This is a genomic window from Mesorhizobium sp. B4-1-3 (genome assembly GCF_006439355.1).
Taxonomy (GTDB): domain Bacteria; phylum Pseudomonadota; class Alphaproteobacteria; order Rhizobiales; family Rhizobiaceae; genus Mesorhizobium.
In genome coordinates, this window is sequence record NZ_VFTG01000008.1 from 185,558 (window position 1) to 207,750 (window position 22,193).

Genomic DNA, 22,193 nt, shown 5'->3' on the forward strand with positions numbered 1-22,193 from the left:
AGGTGGCCGCGAAGCGGCCGGACGAGGGGGCCGGCGCAGTTTATGCGGTTAGGCGCCGCGAATTGGTCAGATCGCCTTGGCGTGCAGCGCGCCGCGATAGGAATCGCGCAGATAGCCGAGCGTGGCATCGGCATCGGCCGGCTTGCCGAACAGGTAGCCCTGCCCGCCGGCGCAGCCGAACTGCACGAGGCGGTCGGCCTGCGCCTCGTCCTCGATGCCTTCGGCAACGACATCCATGCCGAGCCCTTCACACATGGCGAGGATAGCGCGGATGATGTGCTCCGAGGGCCGGTCGTCGAGGATGGAGGAGACGAAGGCGCGGTCGATCTTGAGCTTGTCGAAATGGAACTCGCGCAGACGGCCGAGCGACGACTGGCCGGTGCCGAAATCGTCGAGCGAGACGCGGATGCCGACGCGGCGCAGGTCCTCGACGATCTTCTCGGCCGAGGCCGGATCGTTCATCAGGCCGGTCTCGGTGATCTCGATCTCCAGCCGGCGCGGATCGAAGCCGGTGCGGTCGAGGATCGCCAGGATATGCAGGCCAGTGTTCTGGTCGACGAGCTGCGAGGGCGACAGGTTGAAGGACAAAAACAGTTCCTTCGGCCAGCTGCGCGCCGCCTCGGTCGCCTTGCGCAATACCAGCTGCGATAGCGGGCCGATGATGCCCCGTTCCTCGGCGATCGGGATGAAGACCGATGGCGGCACGACTCCGAGGTCGCGGTCGGTCCAGCGCGCCAGCGTCTCGAAGCCGATGGTGCGGCGGTTGTTCAGGTCGACGATCGGCTGGAAATGCGGCTCGACCTCGCCGGCGGAGACAGCGCGGCGTAGCGCCTGCTCGATGCGGGTGACGCGCTTGGCCGCCTCCTCCATCTCGCGGGTGTAGACGACGACGCGGCCGCGGCCGGAGCGCTTGGCGTGATAGAGCGCGGTCTCGGCCTTGTTGAGGAGGATCTCGGTGGTCTCGTCACCGGAATAGAACAGCGAGCAGCCGACCGAAGCCGAGAGCCTCGCGGTGCGCTCGCCGACGTCGTAAGGGGCCGACAGGATCTCGATCAGCATGCGCGACGTCTCTGCGGCCTGCTCCTCCGAGAACACCATCGGGTAAAGATAGGCGAACTCGTCGGCGCCGATGCGGCAGACGGTGGAATAGCCGTCCATCGAGGCGCGCAGCCGCATCGCCACCTGGACCAGGATGTCGTCGCCGGCCTTGTGGCCAAACAGGTCGTTGATCGGCTTGAAGCCGTCGAGGTCGAGGATGCCGACGGTGAAGGGCGCGGGATCGTCGGCGCGGTCGCTGATCAGGCGATCGACCTTGTCGAAGAAGCGACGATGGTTGCCGAGCCCGGTCAACGAATCCGTGAAGGCCAGATCCGTATTTTCCTTGCCTGGCTGACCAGTGCCAAACGTCGTTTGCATCATGCCCCTGTTCTTATGGCGATATTTCTCTTCAGACTGGCAGCAAAGCGTTTAGGAAAAGTATCGAGAAAACCGATTTTCCGAAGGTCCCCAAAAAAGGTCGCACGTCGAAGCTCTTGAGCGGCTCCCCACGGAACCCGACGCGCACTTTCCTGGAATTGCTCTTAGCCGGCTTGCCTGACACGATAGAGGGAGATCGGGCTGCCTTTGCTCCCGCTGACCGGCTCGAGCCATTCCGGCACCGAACCGCGCAGCAGGCCGGCCAGGAAGCCCTGCGGCGCCTTCCGGGTCAGGATCATGGTCTCGACATTGCCGGGGCAGATGGCGATGAGGCCGACGCGGTGCGCCTCGACGATTGCGCGCGCGTCATCGGCCGAGCCGAGAAAGGCGTCCAGCACCAGGAGATTGCCGGCGATATCGCGGTGATAGGGGCCGGCGAAAACGCGATGGCCGCTATAGGCCAGAACCGGCGCCCCGAGGTTGGAGATCGTCAGCACCGTGGTGGCGGCCATGCCGCCGAGCGGCGCGAAACTGGCCTTCTTCTCGCAGGTCTTGTCCGTGGTGCCGCCGTCGGCGACCGCTTTGCCTTTCTCGAACGCCACCGAGGCGGCTGCTGCGACGCCTGTCCAGACCGGGTTGATCGAGACCAGCCAGACGGCCGCCAGGCGCAGCGCCACGCCAAGCGAGGAGCCGCTTTCGGCACGCGCCCGCCATTTGGCGATCCAGGCCGATAGCGGAACGACCGCGAAGGCGATCGAGAAGGTGGTGCCGCGCACCTGCCAGGCGCCGACCACGAAAGCGACGGCAAGCAGTGCGGCGACGAGGCTGTCCTGCCGCCGCCAGCCGCCGCGGCGCAAACGCAGCGCCATCAGGATAATCGCGACCAGCGGCGTCGCGTAACGTGCGGCCACACGCGCCGGATCGCGGACAAGCAGCGTGAACAGCGACTGGGCCTCGTCGACATGGTCGAGCCACAGTTCCTTGAGGCGCGGATCGAGCGAGGCGTAGGGCGCGGAGAGGCACTGTGGGAATAGCGCCACCACGACCACGCCGAGGACGACGCCCAGCACGGCGAGCGACGCAAGCCTGCGCCGCCAGCTGCCGGCGGCGGGCTCGACAGAGGCGATGGCCGCCAGCCCCACGCCGCCAATGGCCGCGACGACGAACTGCGCGACCGAGAAGGCATCGCACTGCGCCGCGCCCCATGTGGAAGGCGAAACCGTCGTGACGAAGACCAGCGCTGCGACGCCGGCGAAGCCGAGGCCGAAATCCCGGGCGATCGCCCGTTCGCCGCCCGGATCGGCGACGAACAGCAGCGACACGCAAACGCCGATGGTGCCGACGTAAGGCACGGTTTCCATGCCGATGGCGAGCGTCAGCGCGGCGCAGAGGCCGGACAGCAGCGCGGCCCAGCGCCGCGCGGGCGCCTCGAGCAGCAAAGCCAGGCTCGCCATGGTGAGCATCAGCTGGACATTGTGGTGGTCGAGCGCGCCGGGGTCGTAGATGCCGATGAAATAATAGCCGGCGGCGCCGACCAGGATGGCGGGCAGCACCGCGCCACCGCCGCCGAAGCTGCGCGCGGCGCGGGCGGTGAAGAACAGGGTCGACCAGAAGAGCAGCGCCGGCCACAGCACCTGCGCCACGTCCTCGCCGAGCGGCTCGCTGCCGGTGAGCGCCGAGGCGGCAAGCGTGATCATGGCGATCGGCGCGTCGACCAGCCGCGACCAGTGCATGACGAAGCCGCCTTCCAGCCCCATCCGGTATTGGTGCAGGTCGAACCAGCCCTGGCCGGCCAGCAGGTCGCGGACCTCGACGAGGCGCAGCAGATTGTCGTTGTCGCCGCCCGCATCGGTCAGTTGGCCAAATCCGGCCCACGCATCGACGGCGAAGGCGAACAGGGCGGCCAGCAGCGCCAGCGCGAGGTCGGATTTCCAGGTGGCGGCGCCGTTCTCGGCTGTGCCCATTGCCATGGCCTTTGAAGGGAGAGGAACGGCTTAAACCTAGCCTTAACGGCTTCAATAAATAGTAAAACGGCTCGATGGGGCCGGCACAAAGGCGGCCGGAGGCTGGGTCGAGCGCCCGGAGACAGACATGCCGCATGCAGTCCGCCACGAGCCGGTCATCGCCGTGCTCCTGCCTTGCTACAATGAAGAGCTGACGATCGGCGAGGTCGTGCGGCGCTTCCGCGAGACGCTGCCTTCGGCGGCGATCTATGTCTACGACAACAATTCCAAGGATCTTACGGCGCTGAAAGCCCGCGCCGCGGGCGCCACCGTCGTGCGCGAGCCGCGCCAGGGCAAGGGCAATGTGGTGCGGCGCATGTTCGCCGACATCGACGCCGACATCTATGTGATGGCCGATGGCGACGGCACCTACGCGCCGGAGGATGCGCCGCAGCTGATCAACGTCCTGCAGACCGAACGCTCCGACATGGTGGTGGGCACCAGGCGCGGCGTGAACGACGATGCCGGCCGCAACGGCCACGCATTCGGCAATCGCGTCTTCAACCGCCTCTACAAGGGCCTGTTCGGAACCGACTTCACCGACATCTTTTCCGGCTACCGGGTGTTTTCGCGCCGCTTCGTCAAGAGTTTCCCCGCCGTCTCCGGCGGCTTCGAGATCGAGACCGAGATGTCGGTGCATGCCTCGCAGCTGAAGCTGCCGGTGAGCGAGATCGCACTCGATTACGGGCGCCGCCCGGAGGGCTCTTCGTCGAAGCTGTCGACCTTCCGCGACGGCGCCAGGATCCTGTGGATGTTCGCGATGCTGGTGAAGGAGACGCAGCCGCTGCGCTTCTTCGGCACCTTCGCGCTGTTCTTCCTGGCGGCCAGCATCGGCCTGATGACCCCGGTGCTGATCGAATTCGCCGAGACGGGGCTGGTGCCGCGCATGCCGACCTGGGTGCTGTCGATCGGCATGCTGCTTCTGGCCATGCTCTCGATGATGACCGGCTTCATCCTCGATTCCGTGTCGCGCGGCCGAGCCGAGCAGAAGCGCATCTTCTACCTGTCGATTTCCTCCGGCCGGGCCGAGCGTCCGGCGTTCGGGCAGGCCTTGCCGAAGAGTGAGCCTGGCAAGGCCCCACGGGCGGCCTAGAGCATGATCCCGAAAGGTGGGAACCGGTTTTCGGAGAAAGATCATGCTCCAACAAAGAGTTAGATCGTGAGGGCGATTCAACGAAACGCCATCACGATCTAGTGGGCGGCATGGTGGGCCGCCTCTTCCGCTTCGTCTTCGCCGGCGGCACCGGTTTCGTCGCCGATGCCGCGGCGCTCTGGCTGCTGCTCGCCGCCACGCCGCTCGGTCCGCTCGCGGCGCGCGTGCTGTCCATCGGCTTCGCGCTCTGCGTCACATGGCAAGTGAACCGCCGTCTCACCTTCGCGCCGTCTAGCCGGGGCATCGCGCAGGAAGGTGCCCGCTACGGCGGCGTCGGCATTGCCACCAGCGTCGTCAATTACCTGGTCTACTGCGCTGTCCTGTTCGCGCTGCCGGCCCTGCCGCCGCTGGCGGCGCTGGCCTTTGCCTCGATCCTCGCCATGGCGCTATCGTTCCTCGGCTATTCAAGGCTGGTCTTCGACCGGTAGAGCTGCTGCACCAAGCGAGCACGATTGGCAGAAGCCGCCGATTTCCTTATATCGACAGCTGGACTCGCCGGAGAGGAAAAATGCCGCTGAAGATCGCCGTCCAGATGGACCATGTCTCCACCGTGTCGATCGCCGGCGACACCAGCTTCGCGCTGTCGCTGGAGGCGCAGCGGCGCGGCCACAAGCTTTTCCACTACACGCCCGACCGGCTGTCGATGCGCGATGGCAAGGTGTTCGCGCGCGTCGAGGAGATGCAGGTGCGCGACGAGAAGGGCAACCATTATTCGCTCGGCGAGAAGGTGCGCACCGACCTCTCCGAGGTGGACGTGGTGCTGCTGAGGCAAGACCCGCCCTTCGACATGAACTACATCACCACCACGCATATATTGGAGCGCATCCATCCGAAGACGCTGGTGGTCAACGACCCGGCCTGGGTGCGCAACAGCCCGGAAAAGATCTTCGTCACCGAATTCCCGGACCTGATGCCGGAAACGCTGATCACCAAGGATCCTCAGGAGGTGGCCGCCTTCCGCAAGGAATTCGGCGATATCATCGTCAAGCCGCTCTACGGCAATGGCGGCGCCGGCATCTTCCATCTGCTCGAGGCCGACCGCAATCTCGCCTCGCTGCTCGAGATGTTCGGCCAGCTGTTCCGCGAGCCCTATATCGTGCAGCGCTATCTCAAGGACGTGCGCAAGGGCGACAAACGCATCATCCTGATCGACGGCGAGCCGGTCGGCGCCATCAACCGCGTGCCGGCCGAGCACGATTCCCGCTCCAACATGCATGTCGGCGGCCGCGCCGAGAAGACCGAGCTGACCGAGCGCGAGCGCGAGATCTGCGCCCGCATCGGACCTTCCCTGAAAGAACGCGGCTTCATCCTCGTCGGCATCGACGTGATCGGCGACTATATGACCGAGATCAACGTCACCTCGCCGACCGGCGTGCGCGAGGTGCAGCGTTTCGGCGGCGCGGATATTGCCGCCCTGTTCTGGAATTGCGTTGAGGAGAAGCGGGGGTAATTCTCTTCATGATGCAGGCGGCGCTCCAGGCATCGGGCCCGTCGTGTCGCCGAATAAGGTAACTGGGGCCCCCGCCTGCAGATGAGCTATTTGAGGGGGGATGCTAACGTGCTGCCTGTGATCGTGAACGCTCTCACGCTTTATCCGCAGCAGGGCCTGGCTTCCTGTTTTCCAGGATTCGCAATTTCATGGTGATTGTTACCGCAAGCGACAACAACTTTGTGCCCGCGCTTTTCTTGTTCGTCTTTTCTGCTTGGATTCACAATCGCGAGGCGAAATTCGTCGTCATAGACGCAGGAATGGAGCCTGCGAGCGTGATAGAGCTTCGCCTTTTTTGCGAACGAAATGGAATCGACTGTCGGATCGTCCGAGCAGACGCCAAGCGGATTTCCGATCTGCCGACAAGAGGCAAGCTGCTGACGACTGCCGCATATGCCCGAATACTCATTCCCGAGATATTGCCTGATTGCGACAAGGCCATCTACATGGACGCGGATACGCTGGTGGTATCCGATCTCGGCGGCCTCTGGTCGGCGGATTTGGGCGACAATTTGGTCGCCGGCGTGGTTGACGGCTTCGTCGAGCAGGAGGAACTCGACGACATCGAAATGTCCCGGAACGAATATATCAATTCCGGCGTTCTGGCCATGAACCTCGTCGCCTGGCGCAGGGAAGGCATCGCTGACAGGGTCTTTGCAAGAGTTCGCGAAACCGCCAAGTCGCGATACCTCGACCAGACAGCCTTGAATACGGTGGTGCGCGGACGGGTTCTTTTCCTGGGTAGGGAATGGAATTTCTTCTCGGAGCGGTATTTGGAAATCGAACGGCGGCTTCCCAAGGTGATCCACTATGCGGGATCGGCCAAGCCCTGGCGCTACAGGCGCGTGCCTTTCGCCGATGTTTTCAATTTCTACAGAACCTTGTCGGGATTGGATATTCCAGAAGGGACGCTGATCTTGAAATCCGCCCGTCGGCGAAAGATGATCCTTGGCCTTATCGGGCTGCGAAAAAAATACTGGTCAGCCGCCTTGGCAACTCACTACTACCGCCGTCGATTCACCAAGCCGCATCTGCGAGGTCTGGGTAAGATGTTTTCGAAGATTCCGTTGCCGCCCCAACATTCGACTGCTGCGCCGTAACGGATGCGCAGGCGCCTGCGTTCTCGTAATGTTCTTGCCCAAAGCGAAAATCTGTGGTTGTCTGGCCCGATTTCACTCGCGGCCTGATCGCCGGGCCACGCGAGCCGGTATCGGGGGCTTGGGACAAAATGGTGGCGCGGGTTCGCACGGTGGCTTTCCAGGGCATCGAGGCCTTGCCGGTCGATGTCCAGGTAATGGTCGGGCCGGGTAAGGTCGGCATGCAGATCGTCGGCCTCCCGGACAAGGCGGTGGCCGAGAGCCGCGAGCGCGTGCAGGCGGCGCTGCATGCGTCGGGCCTATCGATGCCGTCGAAGAAGGTGACGGTGAATCTCGCGCCGGCGGACCTGCCCAAGGAAGGCAGCCATTACGACCTGCCGATCGCGCTCGGGCTGATGGCGGCGCTTGGCGCCATTCCTGGCGACATGCTGGCCGGCTATGTGGTGCTTGGCGAATTGTCGCTCGACGGCACCATCACGGGCGTCGCCGGCGCGCTGCCGGCGGCGATCGGCGCCAATGCCGAAGGCAAGGGCCTGATCTGTCCCTTCGCCTGCGGGCCGGAGGCGGCCTGGGCGGGCAAGGATTTCGACATCCTTGCCCCGCGCAGCCTGATTGCCGTTGCCAACCATTTTCGCGGCACGCAGGTGCTGTCGCGGCCCGAAGCCGGCATCCAGCTTGCCGCGCGCGACCTGCCGGATCTCGCCGACATCAAGGGCCAGGAAAGCGCCAAGCGGGCGCTCGAGGTGGCGGCCGCCGGCGGCCACAATCTGCTTATGATCGGTCCGCCCGGCGCGGGCAAGTCGATGCTGGCGCAGCGCCTGCCTTCGATCCTGCCGCCGCTGGCGCCCAAGGAGCTTCTCGAAGTCTCGATGATCGCCTCCGTCGCCGGCGAGCTCGGCGAGGGCAAATTGACCGACCGGCGGCCGTTCCGCGCACCGCATCACTCCGCCTCGATGGCGGCGATGGTCGGCGGCGGATTGCGCGCGCGTCCGGGCGAGGCCTCGCTCGCCCATCATGGCGTGCTGTTCCTCGACGAATTGCCGGAATTCGCGCCGCAGACGCTCGATGCGCTGCGCCAGCCGCTGGAGACGGGCGATTGCATGATCGCGCGCGCCAACCACCGCGTCACCTATCCGGCGCGCATCCAGCTGGTGGCGGCGATGAATCCGTGCCGCTGCGGCATGTCGGGCGAGCCCGGCTATCGCTGCCTGCGCGGCGACCGCTGCCGCACCGAATACCAGGCGCGCATTTCCGGCCCGCTGCTCGACCGCATCGATCTTCGGATCGAGGTGCCAGCGGTCTCGGCAAGCGACCTGATCCGGCCGGACAAGGCCGAGACGAGCGCTGCGGTGGCGCAGCGCGTGGCGCGTGCGCGCGCCATGCAGCGCGAGCGGCTGGAACGGCTCGGCGCTGCCGCCACCACCAACGCGCAATGCCCGCCTTCGATCATCGAAGAGATCGCCAAGCCCGATGCCGCCGGCCTGACGCTGCTCAAGGACGCCAGCGAAAAGCTCGGCTTCTCGGCGCGGGCCTATCACCGCGTCTTGAAGGTGGCGCGCACGCTGGCCGACCTCGACGCCAGCGAAACCGTCGGCCGCATCCATCTCGCCGAGGCGATTTCCTATCGCATGAGCGCCGAGCGGATGGCGCAGGCGGCGTAGTCGGAAAGCATCGCAGCCACGCCGGACTCGCCGAGGCCGATCTCACGTCAATCCGTCGTTTTTGAAGCAATTCCGACGGAAGGTTACGGCGAAAGCGTCGAACCTAACGGCTCACCCTTTTCCTGGAATTGCTTCAGGGACCAGCTTCTGCAGCATCGGCGCCAGGATCATGCCGAAGGTCAGGACATCGCCATAGGCCCGCGCCGAAATCATCGCCCCGTGCACGGTCGCCATGAAGGCTTCCGCCTCGACGCGCGGCGCGGCGGCAACCGTCAATGTTCCCTGCTCGGCGCCGCGCTCGAAGACTCGGGTCAGCCACCCCGAGAGAAACTGAAAATAGGCCCGGACCTCCACGGCAACCTCGGGCGGAAGGGCCGGAAGCTCGCTGGCGAGCAACGCGCACACGCAGATCGGCCTGCTCGCGTCCTCGATGCATTGCGCCCAGAAGCCGGTATAGGTCCGCAGCAACTCGGGCGGCCCGGGCGCATTGCGCTCAAGCTCCGTCATGCCCGCCACGGCGTCCTCGAGGTAGCGCCTGACGAGGGTCTGCACGAGGTCGACCTTGCTCGGGAAATGATGATGGATGCTCGCCTTGCGGATACCGACCACCTCGGCGATATCGGCGTAGCTGAACCCGTTATAGCCGCCGGCGACGATGAAGCGTTGCGCGGCGGCCAGGATGTCATCGGCGGTGTTCGAGAGCCTGTCCATAAGAATGCCTAACCTCGGGCGAAGGAAATCTCAACGCGCGGCCTGCGGCGACTTACGAAGGAAATCGCTCACCGAAAGCCAGACGGCGGACACCAGGAAATAGAAGGCACCGAAAGCGGCATAGGGCGCGACATTGGCGATGCCGATGGTCTCCGCGCTGCGGGCCATCTTGACGAAGAAGAGACCGGCCAGCGCCGATTGGGCGCCGCTCAGGATCATCGCCCACTGGGCGCCGTTGGTCTTCCAGCGACGCAGGGCGGTGAGCAGCTGAAACGCTCCGGAGAGCGCGGCCCAGACACCATAGACCGCCAGCACCGCGTTCATGCTGTGGCCAAGCGCGACAGCGACGGCGATCGCGGTGATGATGCTGAAGACGAAATTGAGCAACTGCGTCCTGTTGCGACCGAGGCCGCCGCTGCGCTGCGCGTCGAGATAGTTCGCAAGCGCGTCCCATAGCGGATAGGCCACCAGCATGACGGCGGCGAGCGGTCCCACCGTCTTTGCGACGGTAAAAGCCGCCAGGACCCAGGCCGCGGACACGGCAAAGCGGAGATAATAATAGGTTTTGAGCCAGCCGTTTGAGGACAGGGCGGGGCTTTCAACGCTCGTTTGTGCAGACATGACGGATACCTTTCTTTGGTGCCTGTATCTACCTACTAGTAGGTAGATTACAATCTGTCAAGCCATTCGCTGGACGACCTCATGAGCGTCCGCTCCTCTTTGGAACACGTTCGCATTCGCACCCGGAAATCTGCGTGGTATGGTGGAACGGATCCGCGGGGCGAGGGATGATTTCAGTTCTGCCGGCGCGCAGCGCCGAAGGTTTGGAGACCATGGCCATGCTCTGCGGCAAAGGTCCGGCCCGCTCGGTGCTGATCCACACCACCTTCTATATGGAAAGGGCCATTGCCGTGTACAGCGCGTTCGGCTTCAGGCCCTGTGCGCCGTTTCGCGACACGCCCGCGCATGTCAGGCACACGGATGTCTCCTGTCGCGCACGATCAAAGGCGGGTGAGGGCCGCAAACCGCCGGCTGCAAGCCGGCAGCCTCAGGCAGAGCCCTGCCTGTCCCGCGCCTTCAACTCCAGCCGCCGCGCATGCAGCACCGGCTCGGTATAGCCGTTGGGCTGCGCGGTCCCCTTGAACACCAGGTCGCAGGCGGCCTGGAAGGCGATCGACTTGTCGAAGTCCGGCGCCATCGGGCGGTAGAGCGGGTCGCCGACATTCTGGCGGTCGACGATCGCCGCCATGCGCTGCAGCGAATCTCTCACCTGGATTTCCGAGCACACCTTGTGGCGCAGCCAGTTGGCGATGTGCTGCGAGGAGATGCGCAGCGTCGCGCGGTCCTCCATCAGGCCGACATCGTTGATGTCGGGCACTTTCGAGCAGCCGACGCCCTGGTCGATCCAGCGCACGACGTAACCCAGGATGCCCTGCGCGTTGTTGTCGAGCTCGCGCTGGATCTCGTCCGGCGTCCAGTTCGGCCGTACCGCGACCGGCACCGACAGAATGTCGTCGAGCTTGGCCTTCGGCCGGTTCCTCAGCGCCGTCTGCACGGCATGAACATCGACCTTGTGGTAATGCGTCGCATGCAACGTCGCGGCCGTCGGCGACGGCACCCAGGCCGTGTTGGCGCCGGCCTTGGGATGGGCGATCTTCTCAACCAGCATCGCCGCCATCAAATCGGGCATCGCCCACATGCCCTTGCCGATCTGCGCATGACCGGCAAGCCCGCATTCGAGCCCCGTATCGACATTCCAGGCCTCATAGGCGGAAATCCAGGCCGCCTGCTTCATGTCGCCCTTGCGGATCATCGGGCCGGCTTCCATCGAAGTGTGGATCTCGTCGCCGGTGCGGTCGAGGAAGCCGGTGTTGATGAACACAACGCGCTCCTTCGCGGCGCGGATCGCTTCCTTGAGGTTGACGGTGGTGCGCCGCTCCTCGTCCATGATGCCCATCTTGATGGTGTTCTTCGCCATGCCGAGCAGCGCTTCGACGCGGTCGAAGATTTCCACGGCGAAGGCGACCTCTTCCGGCCCGTGCATCTTCGGCTTCACGACATACATCGAGCCCGCGCGGGAGTTCGCGCGCCGCCCGTTCGGGCCGACATCGTGCAGCGCGACCAGCGCGGTGATCGCCGCATCCATGATGCCTTCCGGCACCTCGTTGCCATCGCGATCGAGGATCGCCGGACTGGTCATCAGGTGGCCGACATTGCGCACCAGCATCAACGAGCGGCCGGGCAGCGTAAGCGTGCCACCGCCGCGCGAGGTGTAGGTGCGGTCCGGGTTGAGCTTGCGGACGAAGGTCTTGCCGCCCTTGGTGATCTCTTCCGCCAGGTCGCCCTTCATCAGTCCGAGCCAGTTGCGGTAGACGACGACCTTGTCCTCGGCATCTACGGCCGCGACCGAATCCTCGCAGTCCTGGATGGTGGTCAACGCCGCTTCGAGGAGGATGTCGGCGATGCCGGCCGGATCGGTCCTGCCGATCTGGTTGGCGCGGTCGATCACGATCTCGATATGCAACCCGTTCTTGACCAGCAGCACTGCTTCCGGCGTGGCGGCATCGCCGCGATAGCCGACGAACTGCCTTGGATCGGCAAGCGTCGTGGCGCCCGCGCCCTCGCCCGCCTTGAGCGCGCCATTGGCCACCGACAGCCCGTTGACGCCGGCCCATTTGCCGGTGGTCAGCGGCACCGACTGGTCGAGGAAATCCTTCGCCCAGGCGATCACCTTGGCGCCGCGCGTGGGGTTGAATCCCTTGCCCTTCTCGGCGCCGCCGGTCTCGGGGATGGCGTCCGTGCCGTAGAGCGCGTCATAGAGCGAGCCCCAGCGCGCATTGGCGGCGTTGAGCGCATAGCGGGCATTCATCACCGGCACGACGAGCTGCGGCCCGGCGACGACGGCGATCTCGGGATCGACATGCTCCGTCGAGACGCTGAAGGCCGGCCCTTCCGGTACCAGATAGCCGATCTCCTTCAGGAACGCCTTGTAGGCCTCCATGTCGAGCGGCGCGCCGTTTTCGCGGTACCAGCCGTCGAGCTTTTCCTGCATGGCGTCGCGCTTGGCGAGCAGCGCGCGGTTCTTCGGCGCCAGATCGTGCACGATCGCCGAAAAGCCTTCCCAGAATTTTTCCGGTTCGATGCCGGTGCCGGGCGTGGCTTCCCCGGCCACGAAGTCATGGAGCTCCCGGGCAATCCGCAACCCGGCGATCTCGATGCGATCGGTCATCTGCACGTCTCCAGATATAGCTTTTGCCGGGCCTTTGGCATGTTTGGGGGGCAAGGGTCAATTCGGCTTAGGGTTTAGCCTGCCTTCTCCCCGTTTACGGGGAGAAGGTGGCGGCAGCCGGATGAGGGGCGGCGCCGGCGTTGACAATTAGCATGCGTTGATCAGCCGATTGAAGTCGAGGCGAACAACGACATAAGCTGGCGCTGCCCCTCATCCGCCCTCGGGCACCTTCTCCCCGTGGAACGGGGAGAAGGAAAGGCTGCGCTACACCGCAATCCGCGGCCGTCCCGACGCCACCGCCACCACATGCGCCTCGATGAACATGCGCTGGCCCTCGACGGTCGAGACCTTGAACTCGGTGGCGACGTCGACCTCGGCGCTGTCGGTGCCGGCATCCTTGGCGCGCTCGGCCGCGATCGAGCGCACATCGGCCTCGGCCGCTGCGATCGCCTTTTCCTCCTCGGTGAAGTCGCGCACCGTCTGGCCCGACGCCAGCCGGAACAGGCCTTCCTTGGGCTGGCTGACGCGGGCCTCGGCCGAGACGCGCACCTGGCCGACCACGGCACCGAGCGCGTTGGCGACGTCGGTGTCCTCCGGCACGATGCAGCCATTGCCGACCAGCGGCGGCAGGCCGGCATAGTGCAGCGGCGCCGACGCGCCGAGACCGATGACCGGGCGGTCGAGCGCGACGGTGAAGCGGGCGATGCCGGGATGGGCGTCGACCGCGCGCTGCACCAGCGCATGCGCGACGGTCGCCGCGCCGTCGAGCCCGTCCTCGGCAAAGGCGGTTTCCAAAATGTATTCGGCCGACCAGCGGGTGAGCGTGACCAGCACGCGCTGCGAAATCTCCTCCGGCGTCGCCGCGATCGTCTGGCCGCGGCCGTCGCGCCGGCGCGCGAAAAGCTCGGCGCCGAGGCGCGCGGTGGCGGCATCCCAGTTCGACTGCTTGCCCAGCACATGGGCGGCGTCGGACGGTGTGAAGCCTGAGATATGCACCAGGCCGCGCGCGACCAGGCGGTTCAGCGTGGCGTTCTGGGCGTTGGACGAGAGCAGCCGGTCCAGCGCCAGAGGGACAGCGCCGATCGTCTCGTAGAGCTTCGCTTCCGGCCCGGTGAGGCCGGCGGCGAGCCGGTCCGGCACGCCGGTGCGCAGGGTAAAGCGTCCGTCCATGCGGCCCGGGTTCGGCGCGCGCAGCTGCCGCTCAAGCTCGGCGGTGACCGCCTCGCCATGCACCAGGCCCGCCAGCGCCAGCGGCACCAGGCGGCGCGGGCCGAGCAGGATTTTCGGATCGAGCGCGCCGTCTTCCAGCGCCACTTCCGAGTCGCCGCCGAGGCCGAAGGTGCGCATGGCGACCGCCTCTACCATGGTGCGGAAGCCGCCAACGGTGGCGCCTTCCGGATCGAGCCGCGGCCGGCCGCCATCGAGAACGGCGACATCCGTCGTGGTGCCGCCGATGTCCGACACCATGGCGTCGTCCAGCCCGGTCATGTGGCGCGCGCCGACCAGGCTGGCGGCGGGGCCGGACAAAATGGTCTCGATCGGCCGCTGGCGGGCGAAGGCGGCCGACACGAGCGCGCCGTCGCCGCGCACCACCATCAGCGGCGCCGAGATGCCGCGCTTGGCGAGGAACCCTTCGGTCGCCGCGACCAGCCGGTCGATCATCGAGATCAGCCTTGCGTTGAGCAGCGTTGTCAGCGCGCGGCGCGGGCCGCCGAGCTTGGCCGACAATTCATGGCTTGCGGTGACCGGCAGGCCGGTCTTCTCGCGGATCAGGTCGCGGGCGGCAAGCTCATGCGCCGGATTGCGGGTGGCGAAATAGGCGCAGACGGCGAAGCCCGACACCGAGCCGCCCAGTTCCGGCAATGCCGCCTCGAGGCCGGACAGGTCGAGCTTGGCCGCATTGCCGTGCACGTCGTGGCCGCCGGGGCAGAACACCACCGGATCGGTGCCGAGCGCCGTCTTCAGCCCGTCGCGGGCAAGGTCGGCCTCGGAAAAGCCGATCATCACCAGCGCCACGCGCCCGCCCTGGCCCTCGACCAGCGCGTTGGTGGCGAGCGTCGTCGACATCGAGACGAGCTTTATCGAGGCAGGATCGCTCCGGGATTTTTCCAGCACCGCATCCACCGCACCGGAAATGCCGACGGCGAGATCGTGGCGGGTGGTGAGCGACTTGGCCTTGGCCAGCACCTTGCCCTTGGGTCCGCCCTCTTCCGACCACAGCACCGCATCGGTGTAGGTGCCGCCGGTGTCGATGCCGAGGAAGAGGGGGCGAGGCTTGGCGATCATTTGCGGGCATTCCGGGGTCGAGGGCTTGTTGCGAAGCCCTTAGCCGATACCGGCCGGCGGATAAAGAAGGGAGGGGTGGGCCAGTGAGGTTAGCCAATCTCCCCCCTCGTGGGGGAGATTGGCGGCTTCGACACCTACCCCACAAACCCCACCCTCTTGTGGCTCCCGTCGCAGAACGGCTTGTTGGCCGAATGCCCGCAGCGGCAGAGGAACACCTTGGTGGTGCGCGCGATCGTATGCCCCGTGCCGGTGACGATCTCGGCATTGCCCTCGACCTTGAGCGGGCCGTTGACGGTCGGCGTCACCGTCAGCGGGCCGTCACGCGTCTCCAGCGCCTGCGCCTCCTTCAGCGGCGGCTCCCCGGTGGCGGCGAAGCCGGCCTTGATGTGGCTGTTGTCGCAGAACGGTTTGTTCTGCGACAGGCCGCAGCGGCAGAGCGTGGCGCGGAACAAGGTTTCCTCGCCAAGCACGATCTCGGCATGCACGGCCAGCGGGCCGTTCTCGCGCACGCGCACGGTGTTGACCACCGGCGGCTTCTCCTGCGGCCCGCCGTCCTTGCGATTGTAGGTCACGGCCCCCGACGGGCAATTCTCCGCCAGCGCCACGACCCGTTCCACGCTCGCCGCGTCGGGATGGATCCACTCGCCCGGCGCGTTGGGCACGAAGACATGCGGATTGCCGAGCACGCAATTGCGCGAATGGATGCAGCGCTTGCCGCTGAAAGAAACGTCGATCTTCTCGCCTTCGACCGTGCCAGCCATGTGGCTCTCCTCCTGGTGGGTTGAGGCAAGGCTAGGGCGGCGGTGCGAAGGGCGTCAAGCGACAAACTCCACCTTCTCCCCCTGTGGGAGAAGGTGGCTCGGCGCGCAGCGCCGAGACGGATGAGGGGTGCTCCAGCTTGGCGAAACCGCCTAAGCCCCGCTACCGCCAGGGCTGCAGACTCTCGTCCCGCACATAGGCGATGATGGTGTCGCACACCGCATCGAGCTCTTTCAGCATATCATCGTTCCAGAACCGCAGCACGCGAAAACCCCTGGCCTTCAATTCGGCGTCGCGTTCCCTGTCATGGCGCGACTCCGCATGCTGGCTGCCATCGATTTCGACGATGAGTCTGGCCTCGGCACAGACGAAATCCGCCACGTATCGGCCGATCGGCACTTGCCGCCTGAACTTGATGTTGTCCAAACGGCGACCGCGCAATTCTTGCCACAGGCGATCTTCCGGCTCTGTCGGCTCACGGCGCATAGACCGGGCGAAATTCCGTTTGGCCGGGGTTACGGGTTGGTGCGGCATGGCAGGAGATTAACCGATGTTGTGGACTTGAACATCCGGCGCCTCGCTCCGCTGGAACACCCCTCATCCGTCTCGGCGCTTCGCGCCGATCCACCCCCGGCCCTTCGCAGGCTCAGGGCGTTCGAAGCTCAAAAAGCCAAGCAGTTGGCTTTTCGTCCGCTGCGCGGACCGCTTCTCACCCCACAAGGGGAGAAGGGGAGGATCGGCGCCTACTCCGCCAGGTCCACCGTCTCGGTCGAGTGGTCGGTGCAGATGAAGCAGCAGGTGTCGCAGGGCCGGTCGTTGTCGGGGCCGACGCCGGCGGTGACGGAATCGTCGCCGTTCACCCAGGCGCCCCAGCAGATATGCTCGCCCGGCTCGCAGGAGATCGGCACGGACTTCTTCGCCTTCGGCCGGATGAGGAACACCTTGTCGTCGCCCGGCCAGACTTTTTGGCTGTCGCGGCTGAACAGTTCCAGCGCCACCCCGTCGGAGCGCTGGTTGCGCACGAACACCGACATGTCGGCGGCGAAAGCCGGCGCGGTGAGGAGAAGGAATGCGAGCAAAGCGCGAATCATGGCGAGGTCCCCCGGAGGAGTAGAGCATGGGTGGAGGCAGGGCGCGACCTCCCCTTCCCCCCTTGTGGGGGAAGGTGGCCGAGCGAAGCTCGGACGGATGAGGGGTGCTCCAGCTTGGCAAGGCGTTCATCCAGTCAGAATTCGCCAGCGTCTCACTCCGCTGGACCACCCCTCATCCGTCTCGGCGCTGCGCGCCGAGCCACCTTCTCCCACAAGGGTAGAAGGGAAGTCGGCCCTACCTCCTCACCACCACATGCGGCGCGAATGTCTTCACCGCATCCACCAGATCCTCGCCCCGCACATCGAGCGAGGAGATCTCCATATGCACGGTGTTCCGGCCGATCAGGCCGAAGGCGTTAGCGGAGGAATAGCGGATCGCGTCGGGCGGCTCCTCGGTGAGCTCGAAATTGAGCATCGCCGCGCCCTTGCCGCCGGCGGCAAGCCGCACGCTCTTCACCTTGCTCCACGGCACCAGCACGTCGCCGGCGCGACTGTCGCGGAAACCTTGGCTGTCCAGGGTCACCTTGACCGAAGTGTCGAAAGCGCCGCGGGCGATGAACACACCGAGCCCGAGGCAAGCGGCGGCGAGCAGCGCGATCCACATCACATGCCCGCCATCCGCGCCCGAAGCCAGGCCCTGCAGCGCGCCGAAGGCGAAAACGCCGCCGATCAGGAACGGCCCCACGGAGGGCAGGATCTTTCCCGACGCACTGTTGCGGAGTTCGAGCGGCGCGGCCATGTTGCCGGCTCAGCGTCTGGATGCGCCGGTGAAGACCCCCGCCGCGACGAGATCATTGCCCAGCCGCTGGTATTTCATGGTGAGGAGTGCTGCGGCGACGACGACGCCCACGCCGTCGATGGTCCACAACGTCTCGCGCAGCGCATCGCTGGTAACGAACGTGCCCGCCATGCCCAGCGCGCCGCCAACGGCGAGGCCGATCGCAGCGACGGTTTCAGAGGTGGAGCGCATGTGATGTCTCCCCGGGCCGGCATGAGAGTACTGCACGATGCGCAGTTCTCAAGGGAGATGTAAGGTCCGAACTCCCAGTCTCACCACCAACCAAAAAATCCAACGACTTTTGCACACCCAGCTATCAACCAGTCCGAATCATATTTCGTCGATAGGGCATCGAGCACGACTGAAACCGGGAGTTATTAACGTCGGTCATTTTCAATACGTTACCTTGTCCCCAGATTCCACTGGGCAAAGTAACGCTAACCTTCGGATTTGCAACACTTCGTAACCGATTGAAATTCCTAGCAGTTTCTCACATGTGACCTCACGCTCCATCTTATCGGGCTGCAAGGGCCTGGAACACTTGACGAATCTTCGTTGTATAGAAGCCAATATTCCCTATATGTTCTTTGCAGACTGGCGGAGGATTATATGGCAAATAGCGACGTTTATCTGAGAGCGATGATGTCACTAGTCGCTCGACAGACATTTTCACCGGAACGGCTCTCCGAAATCGTATCCCCGATGGCCAATGCGAACACCTATGAAACATTTAATCTCTGCGACGGAACCCGAACGCAGAACGAGATAGCCAATTTGCTTAAAATGGATCGAGGCAACCTGAGTCGATCGGTCAATAAGTGGATCGACGAAGGGGTCATGATCAAAGTTACAGACGATGGAAAAGACCGCCCTGTCCATGTTTATCCCATACCAGATCGATTTATACAGAGTGCGAAAAAGAAAGAGGGAGCGAAGAAAAAGGATGGCTGACTACAGCCTTTCAAGCAAGATTGATACGCTAATTCGCCTTCAGGCCCACCTCGCCGTTGCAGGACTGACCTCGCAAAATCAGAAGATCCTATTCCTAGGTCGAGTTGGCCTCAACACAGCAGAGATAGCAGATATTCTCGGAACCACCGTGAACACAGTTAGTGTGGCGCTTTCGAACGCGCGCAAGGACGGAAGCTTAAAGAGATCGACAGCGAAGTCGGGCCGAGGAAAGGGGGAGAAGGATGGCAAAGAGTGAGGCTGAGAACGGCAAACTAAGTTCTTTGGAGAAATTGTTGATACTTGGTCTCGTGAGGCAAGGATTGAAGCAGTCTCATATCGCCGCAGCTCTCGGTATTCATCGCACAAGCCTGAGCCGTAGCTTTCCAAAGGGATTGTTAGCAGAGGTCGCGGGCATCAAAGCAGCCAAAAATCAGGATATAGAAGATGGACAAGAAGCAAGCGGATGAGCTCATCGCGGAAATGCGGTCGATCAAGAAACTTCTGATTTTGCAGCTGCTTCGCAACGAAGTTTCGCAGAAGCAAATCGCGTCGATGTTGGATATCAGCGAGGCCACCATGAGCCGAATGATGCCAAGGGCCGCAGGTAAAACAAAGAAGATTCCTGATGTAGTGAGCTAGAAGAAGGTCGATGTCGAAACCAATTAATGTTTCAGATCTGAACTCCAACTATCAAGAGAACATCGAGCGGTGGGCTCTGGAGTTGTCGAACAGCTCTCGCAGACTTAATGTCTTTGAAGCTTTATATCGGGGTAGAAGACAGTCGAAAACGGTCTCAGAGATCGCGAAAGCAGCTAACTTACCAGAGCAAGCGGTAAGAGATGCCGGCCATCAGCTACGCGCTCTCGGGCTTTGCGGTCACGAGGAGAGCAAAGCGAAAGGCGACAGAGTTTTTCTATACACCAGACTGGCGCATATCTCGTCTATACGAGATCGGATTGTTCGATTGGCGCGCAATCCATCAAGGATTGCCAAGCTTCCGACAAAACGAAAGGTATTGATATCGAAGGGCTCGGTCGTAAATTTTTCAAAGTTAAGCCCCGGTAAGCATTTCAGGTCGCTGACTCAATCCAAACGCTCGAGAGGTTCCAAAGCGCCGAAAGCGAACCTCAAGATCGTCTTTTTAGCTACAAATCCGGACGCGGATATTAGAACTGATATCGAGATGCGTGACATCTTCTATGCGGTTCGTCGCACGACGTTCCGAGAGAGCGTTGTGTTGAAGCATGTACCGGCCGCACGCCTTAGCGATTTGCTCTCAGAGCTAAATGAGTTCAGGCCCGACGTGGTACATTTCTCCGGCCACGGCGGGGGTGAGGCAATAGTATTTGAAGATGAAACTCAACGTTCGGGAGGCGCTGTGATCGACTACGACATCGTTGCGAGCTTCATCGACGCAACGGATACTCCACCCAAATTGCTGGTTCTTAACGCCTGCAGCACTTACGATGGCGCGGACGTTTTTCTTGAATCTGTGGAAGTAGTGATTGCAATGCTAGACGTGATTGATGATTCGGCAGCCGGATATTTTGCCACGCAATTTTACTCCGCCATCTGCGAGGGCCAATCCATAGGGTCTGCGTTGAAACAGGGTAAAGCTGTGCTGAAAGCTGGGGGTTTCCCTGATGCCGAGCTACCAAAGGCTTTTGTACGTACCGGTCTCGACCTCGCAACATACAAGTTGTTGGGCTAGATTAACCCCCTCAATCCCCCATCTTCAAGGCCTGGATAAACGCCTCCTGCGGGATATCCACCTTGCCGAACTGCCGCATCCGCTTCTTGCCCTCTTTCTGCTTGTCGAGCAGCTTGCGCTTGCGGGTCACGTCGCCGCCATAGCATTTGGCGGTGACGTCCTTGCGCAGGGCCGAGACGGTCTCGCGGGCGATGATGCGGCCGCCGATGGCCGCCTGGATCGGGATCTTGAACAGATGCTGTGGGATCAGCTCCTTCAGCTTCTCGCACATGGCGCGGCCGCGCTTTTCCGCCGCCGAGCGATGCACCAGCATGGATAAAGCGTCGACCGGCTCGTCATTGACCAGGATCGACATCTTCACCAGGTCGCCCTCGCGATAGTCGGTCAGGTGATAGTCGAAGGAGGCGTAGCCCTTGGAGATCGACTTCAGGCGGTCGTAGAAATCGAACACAACCTCGTTGAGCGGCAGGTCGTAGGTCAGCATGGCGCGTTTTCCTACGTAAGAAAGATCAGCTTGGATGCCGCGCCTGTCCTGGCAAAGCTTCAGGATGCCGCCGAGATAGTCGTCGGGGGTGAGGATCGTGGCGCGGATCCACGGCTCCTCGATCGAGGCGATCTTGACCACGTCGGGCATGTCGGCCGGGTTGTGCAGCTCCTTCACCGTGCCGTCGATGAGGTTCATGCGATAGACGACGCTGGGCGCCGTGGCGATGAGGTCGAGGTTGAACTCGCGCTCCAGCCGCTCCTGGATGATCTCCAGATGCAACAGCCCGAGGAAGCCGCAGCGGAAGCCGAAGCCGAGCGCGGCCGAGGTCTCCATTTCATAGGAGAAGCTGGCGTCGTTGAGGCGCAGCTTGCCAACGGCGGCGCGCAGGTCCTCGAAATCGGCGGCGTCGACCGGGAACAGGCCGCAGAACACCACCGGCTGCGCCGGCTTGAAGCCAGGCAGCGCCTTGGCGGTCGGGCGGCGGTCCTCGGTGATGGTGTCGCCGACGCGGGTGTCGGCCACTTCCTTGATCGAGCCGGTGAAGAAGCCGAACTCGCCGGGGCCGAGCTCGTCGACATTGACGCGGGCCGGCTTGAACACGCCGGTGCGCTCGACGAGATATTTGGCACCCGTGCCCATCATGCGGATGGTCTGGCCCTTCTTCATCACGCCGTCGATGATGCGCACCAAGACGATGACGCCGAGATAGGCGTCGTACCAGGAGTCGACCAGCATCGCCTTCAGCGGCGCGTTGATGTCGCCCTCGCGCGGCGGCGGTAGCTGGTGCACGATCGCCTCCAGCACGTCCGGCACGCCCTGGCCGGTCTTGGCCGAGATCAGCACGGCGTTGGAGGCGTCGAGGCCGATCACCTCCTCCACCTGCTCGCGGATGCGCTCCGGCTCGGCGGCCGGCAGGTCGACCTTGTTCAGCACCACGACGATCTCGTGGTTGTTGTCGATGGCCTGGTAGACATTGGCGAGCGTCTGCGCCTCGACGCCCTGGGACGCGTCCACCACCAAGAGCGAGCCCTCGCAGGCAGCCAAGGAGCGCGACACTTCATAGGCGAAGTCGACATGTCCGGGCGTGTCGATCAGGTTCAGCACATAATCCTCGCCGTTCCTGGCGCGGTAGTTGAGCCTGACCGTCTGGGCCTTGATGGTGATGCCGCGCTCGCGCTCGATATCCATCGAGTCCAGCACCTGCTCCTTCATGTCGCGCTCCTCCAGCGCGCCGGTGAGCTGGATCAGCCGGTCGGCAAGCGTGGATTTGCCATGGTCGATATGGGCGACGATGGAGAAATTGCGGATGTGGTCGAGCGGCGTCGTCATGCGGCGCGCTTTAGCAGGGGCGGGGGTGAGGGGCAAGCGGCG

22 protein-coding genes are annotated in these 22,193 nt (G+C 63.9%); 10 read left to right on the top strand and 12 right to left on the bottom strand.

What is annotated here, in order from left to right; all coding sequences use genetic code 11:
• Nucleotides 1-66: 66 nt before the first annotated feature.
• Both FJW06_RS13650 and FJW06_RS13655 read right to left on the bottom strand, forming a co-directional pair.
• The gene (locus FJW06_RS13650) at nt 67-1,416 is read right to left on the bottom strand and encodes an EAL domain-containing protein (RefSeq protein WP_140752506.1); all 1,350 of its coding nucleotides are present in this window, start codon (nt 1,414-1,416) and stop codon (nt 67-69) included.
• Nucleotides 1,417-1,580: 164 nt separating this feature from the next.
• Nucleotides 1,581-3,380: a GtrA family protein gene (locus tag FJW06_RS13655; RefSeq protein ID WP_140752456.1), complete on the bottom strand. Its 1,800-nt coding sequence runs from the start codon at nt 3,378-3,380 to the stop codon at nt 1,581-1,583.
• 127 nt (nt 3,381-3,507) lie between these two features.
• Here FJW06_RS13655 and FJW06_RS13660 point away from each other — a divergent pair, with 127 nt between their 5' ends.
• From FJW06_RS13660 to FJW06_RS13680, 5 genes are all read left to right on the top strand, one after another.
• Nucleotides 3,508-4,512, top strand: coding sequence for a glycosyltransferase (locus FJW06_RS13660; RefSeq protein WP_140752458.1), 1,005 nt, complete (start codon nt 3,508-3,510; stop codon nt 4,510-4,512).
• A gap of 113 nt (nt 4,513-4,625) precedes the next feature.
• Nucleotides 4,626-5,000, top strand: a complete 375-nt coding sequence (locus tag FJW06_RS13665) for a GtrA family protein (protein WP_140752508.1) — start codon at nt 4,626-4,628, stop codon at nt 4,998-5,000.
• Between the two features lie 80 nt (nt 5,001-5,080).
• A complete protein-coding gene (gene gshB / locus FJW06_RS13670) occupies nt 5,081-6,022 on the top strand; it encodes a glutathione synthase (protein WP_140752460.1) in 942 nt (313 codons plus the stop codon).
• A gap of 188 nt (nt 6,023-6,210) precedes the next feature.
• Nucleotides 6,211-7,161 carry a glycosyltransferase family 8 protein gene (locus FJW06_RS13675; protein WP_140752462.1) on the top strand — a complete coding sequence of 317 codons (951 nt, stop codon included), beginning with the start codon at nt 6,211-6,213 and terminating at the stop codon, nt 7,159-7,161.
• Nucleotides 7,162-7,289: 128 nt separating this feature from the next.
• On the top strand, nt 7,290-8,819 hold the full coding sequence (locus FJW06_RS13680; protein WP_140752510.1) for a YifB family Mg chelatase-like AAA ATPase: 1,530 nt from the start codon (nt 7,290-7,292) through the stop codon (nt 8,817-8,819).
• 111 nt (nt 8,820-8,930) lie between these two features.
• Here FJW06_RS13680 and FJW06_RS13685 read toward each other — a convergent pair whose 3' ends face one another.
• The 9 genes from FJW06_RS13685 to FJW06_RS13725 all read right to left on the bottom strand — a co-directional run bounded on the left by FJW06_RS13685 (nt 8,931) and on the right by FJW06_RS13725 (nt 17,865).
• Nucleotides 8,931-9,530 (bottom strand): TetR/AcrR family transcriptional regulator, encoded by a 600-nt coding sequence (locus FJW06_RS13685; RefSeq protein ID WP_140752464.1) that lies wholly within the window; start codon nt 9,528-9,530, stop codon nt 8,931-8,933.
• Between the two features lie 30 nt (nt 9,531-9,560).
• Nucleotides 9,561-10,151: a DUF308 domain-containing protein gene (locus FJW06_RS13690; RefSeq protein ID WP_140752466.1), complete on the bottom strand. Its 591-nt coding sequence runs from the start codon at nt 10,149-10,151 to the stop codon at nt 9,561-9,563.
• Nucleotides 10,152-10,578: 427 nt separating this feature from the next.
• Nucleotides 10,579-12,759 (bottom strand): malate synthase G, encoded by a 2,181-nt coding sequence (locus FJW06_RS13695; RefSeq protein ID WP_140752468.1) that lies wholly within the window; start codon nt 12,757-12,759, stop codon nt 10,579-10,581.
• 264 nt (nt 12,760-13,023) lie between these two features.
• Nucleotides 13,024-15,045 carry a hydantoinase/oxoprolinase family protein gene (locus FJW06_RS13700; RefSeq protein WP_140752470.1) on the bottom strand — a complete coding sequence of 674 codons (2,022 nt, stop codon included), beginning with the start codon at nt 15,043-15,045 and terminating at the stop codon, nt 13,024-13,026.
• 134 nt (nt 15,046-15,179) lie between these two features.
• Complete coding sequence (locus FJW06_RS13705; RefSeq protein WP_140752472.1) at nt 15,180-15,806, bottom strand: CDGSH iron-sulfur domain-containing protein; 627 nt, start codon at nt 15,804-15,806, stop codon at nt 15,180-15,182.
• Between the two features lie 160 nt (nt 15,807-15,966).
• A complete protein-coding gene (locus FJW06_RS13710) occupies nt 15,967-16,338 on the bottom strand; it encodes an endonuclease domain-containing protein (protein WP_140752474.1) in 372 nt (123 codons plus the stop codon).
• A 209-nt stretch (nt 16,339-16,547) separates the two neighbouring features.
• Nucleotides 16,548-16,895 carry a hypothetical protein gene (locus FJW06_RS13715; RefSeq protein WP_140752476.1) on the bottom strand — a complete coding sequence of 116 codons (348 nt, stop codon included), beginning with the start codon at nt 16,893-16,895 and terminating at the stop codon, nt 16,548-16,550.
• Nucleotides 16,896-17,130: 235 nt separating this feature from the next.
• Nucleotides 17,131-17,634, bottom strand: a complete 504-nt coding sequence (locus FJW06_RS13720) for a hypothetical protein (RefSeq protein ID WP_140752478.1) — start codon at nt 17,632-17,634, stop codon at nt 17,131-17,133.
• Between the two features lie 9 nt (nt 17,635-17,643).
• The gene (locus tag FJW06_RS13725) at nt 17,644-17,865 is read right to left on the bottom strand and encodes a hypothetical protein (RefSeq protein WP_246674605.1); all 222 of its coding nucleotides are present in this window, start codon (nt 17,863-17,865) and stop codon (nt 17,644-17,646) included.
• A gap of 417 nt (nt 17,866-18,282) precedes the next feature.
• Between FJW06_RS13725 and FJW06_RS13730 the strand changes: the two genes are divergently transcribed.
• The 5 genes from FJW06_RS13730 to FJW06_RS13750 are packed head-to-tail and all read left to right on the top strand — an operon-like array spanning nt 18,283 to nt 20,335.
• Nucleotides 18,283-18,624, top strand: coding sequence for a MarR family transcriptional regulator (locus FJW06_RS13730; RefSeq protein WP_140752480.1), 342 nt, complete (start codon nt 18,283-18,285; stop codon nt 18,622-18,624).
• The gene (locus tag FJW06_RS13735) at nt 18,617-18,880 is read left to right on the top strand and encodes a sigma factor-like helix-turn-helix DNA-binding protein (RefSeq protein ID WP_140752482.1); all 264 of its coding nucleotides are present in this window, start codon (nt 18,617-18,619) and stop codon (nt 18,878-18,880) included. Before FJW06_RS13730 ends, FJW06_RS13735 begins: the two co-directional genes overlap by 8 nt.
• Nucleotides 18,867-19,091 carry a helix-turn-helix domain-containing protein gene (locus tag FJW06_RS13740; protein ID WP_140752484.1) on the top strand — a complete coding sequence of 75 codons (225 nt, stop codon included), beginning with the start codon at nt 18,867-18,869 and terminating at the stop codon, nt 19,089-19,091. Before FJW06_RS13735 ends, FJW06_RS13740 begins: the two co-directional genes overlap by 14 nt.
• Nucleotides 19,069-19,263: a Trp family transcriptional regulator gene (locus FJW06_RS13745; protein WP_140752486.1), complete on the top strand. Its 195-nt coding sequence runs from the start codon at nt 19,069-19,071 to the stop codon at nt 19,261-19,263. The genes FJW06_RS13740 and FJW06_RS13745 overlap by 23 nt, the downstream gene beginning before the upstream one ends.
• A gap of 10 nt (nt 19,264-19,273) precedes the next feature.
• Entirely contained in the window at nt 19,274-20,335 is a 1,062-nt protein-coding gene (locus tag FJW06_RS13750; protein ID WP_140752488.1) for a CHAT domain-containing protein, read from the top strand.
• A 10-nt stretch (nt 20,336-20,345) separates the two neighbouring features.
• Here FJW06_RS13750 and lepA read toward each other — a convergent pair whose 3' ends face one another.
• On the bottom strand, nt 20,346-22,151 hold the full coding sequence (gene lepA / locus FJW06_RS13755) for a translation elongation factor 4 (protein ID WP_140752490.1): 1,806 nt from the start codon (nt 22,149-22,151) through the stop codon (nt 20,346-20,348).
• Between the last annotated feature and the right edge of the window lie 42 nt (nt 22,152-22,193).

What these genes read in the sequence shown, in the direction of transcription:
- FJW06_RS13650 (WP_140752506.1), bottom strand. Translation starts at nt 1,416, where the DNA reads ATGCAAACGACGTTTGGCACTGGTCAGCCAGGCAAGGAAAATACGGAT.
- FJW06_RS13655 (WP_140752456.1), bottom strand. Translation starts at nt 3,380, where the DNA reads ATGGGCACAGCCGAGAACGGCGCCGCCACCTGGAAATCCGACCTCGCG.
- FJW06_RS13660 (WP_140752458.1), top strand. Translation starts at nt 3,508, where the DNA reads ATGCCGCATGCAGTCCGCCACGAGCCGGTCATCGCCGTGCTCCTGCCT.
- gshB (WP_140752460.1), top strand. Translation starts at nt 5,081, where the DNA reads ATGCCGCTGAAGATCGCCGTCCAGATGGACCATGTCTCCACCGTGTCG.
- FJW06_RS13675 (WP_140752462.1), top strand. Translation starts at nt 6,211, where the DNA reads ATGGTGATTGTTACCGCAAGCGACAACAACTTTGTGCCCGCGCTTTTC.
- FJW06_RS13680 (WP_140752510.1), top strand. Translation starts at nt 7,290, where the DNA reads ATGGTGGCGCGGGTTCGCACGGTGGCTTTCCAGGGCATCGAGGCCTTG.
- FJW06_RS13685 (WP_140752464.1), bottom strand. Translation starts at nt 9,530, where the DNA reads ATGGACAGGCTCTCGAACACCGCCGATGACATCCTGGCCGCCGCGCAA.
- FJW06_RS13690 (WP_140752466.1), bottom strand. Translation starts at nt 10,151, where the DNA reads ATGTCTGCACAAACGAGCGTTGAAAGCCCCGCCCTGTCCTCAAACGGC.
- FJW06_RS13695 (WP_140752468.1), bottom strand. Translation starts at nt 12,759, where the DNA reads ATGACCGATCGCATCGAGATCGCCGGGTTGCGGATTGCCCGGGAGCTC.
- FJW06_RS13700 (WP_140752470.1), bottom strand. Translation starts at nt 15,045, where the DNA reads ATGATCGCCAAGCCTCGCCCCCTCTTCCTCGGCATCGACACCGGCGGC.
- FJW06_RS13705 (WP_140752472.1), bottom strand. Translation starts at nt 15,806, where the DNA reads ATGGCTGGCACGGTCGAAGGCGAGAAGATCGACGTTTCTTTCAGCGGC.
- FJW06_RS13710 (WP_140752474.1), bottom strand. Translation starts at nt 16,338, where the DNA reads ATGCCGCACCAACCCGTAACCCCGGCCAAACGGAATTTCGCCCGGTCT.
- FJW06_RS13715 (WP_140752476.1), bottom strand. Translation starts at nt 16,895, where the DNA reads ATGATTCGCGCTTTGCTCGCATTCCTTCTCCTCACCGCGCCGGCTTTC.
- FJW06_RS13720 (WP_140752478.1), bottom strand. Translation starts at nt 17,634, where the DNA reads ATGGCCGCGCCGCTCGAACTCCGCAACAGTGCGTCGGGAAAGATCCTG.
- FJW06_RS13725 (WP_246674605.1), bottom strand. Translation starts at nt 17,865, where the DNA reads ATGCGCTCCACCTCTGAAACCGTCGCTGCGATCGGCCTCGCCGTTGGC.
- FJW06_RS13730 (WP_140752480.1), top strand. Translation starts at nt 18,283, where the DNA reads ATGGCAAATAGCGACGTTTATCTGAGAGCGATGATGTCACTAGTCGCT.
- FJW06_RS13735 (WP_140752482.1), top strand. Translation starts at nt 18,617, where the DNA reads ATGGCTGACTACAGCCTTTCAAGCAAGATTGATACGCTAATTCGCCTT.
- FJW06_RS13740 (WP_140752484.1), top strand. Translation starts at nt 18,867, where the DNA reads ATGGCAAAGAGTGAGGCTGAGAACGGCAAACTAAGTTCTTTGGAGAAA.
- FJW06_RS13745 (WP_140752486.1), top strand. Translation starts at nt 19,069, where the DNA reads ATGGACAAGAAGCAAGCGGATGAGCTCATCGCGGAAATGCGGTCGATC.
- FJW06_RS13750 (WP_140752488.1), top strand. Translation starts at nt 19,274, where the DNA reads ATGTCGAAACCAATTAATGTTTCAGATCTGAACTCCAACTATCAAGAG.
- lepA (WP_140752490.1), bottom strand. Translation starts at nt 22,151, where the DNA reads ATGACGACGCCGCTCGACCACATCCGCAATTTCTCCATCGTCGCCCAT.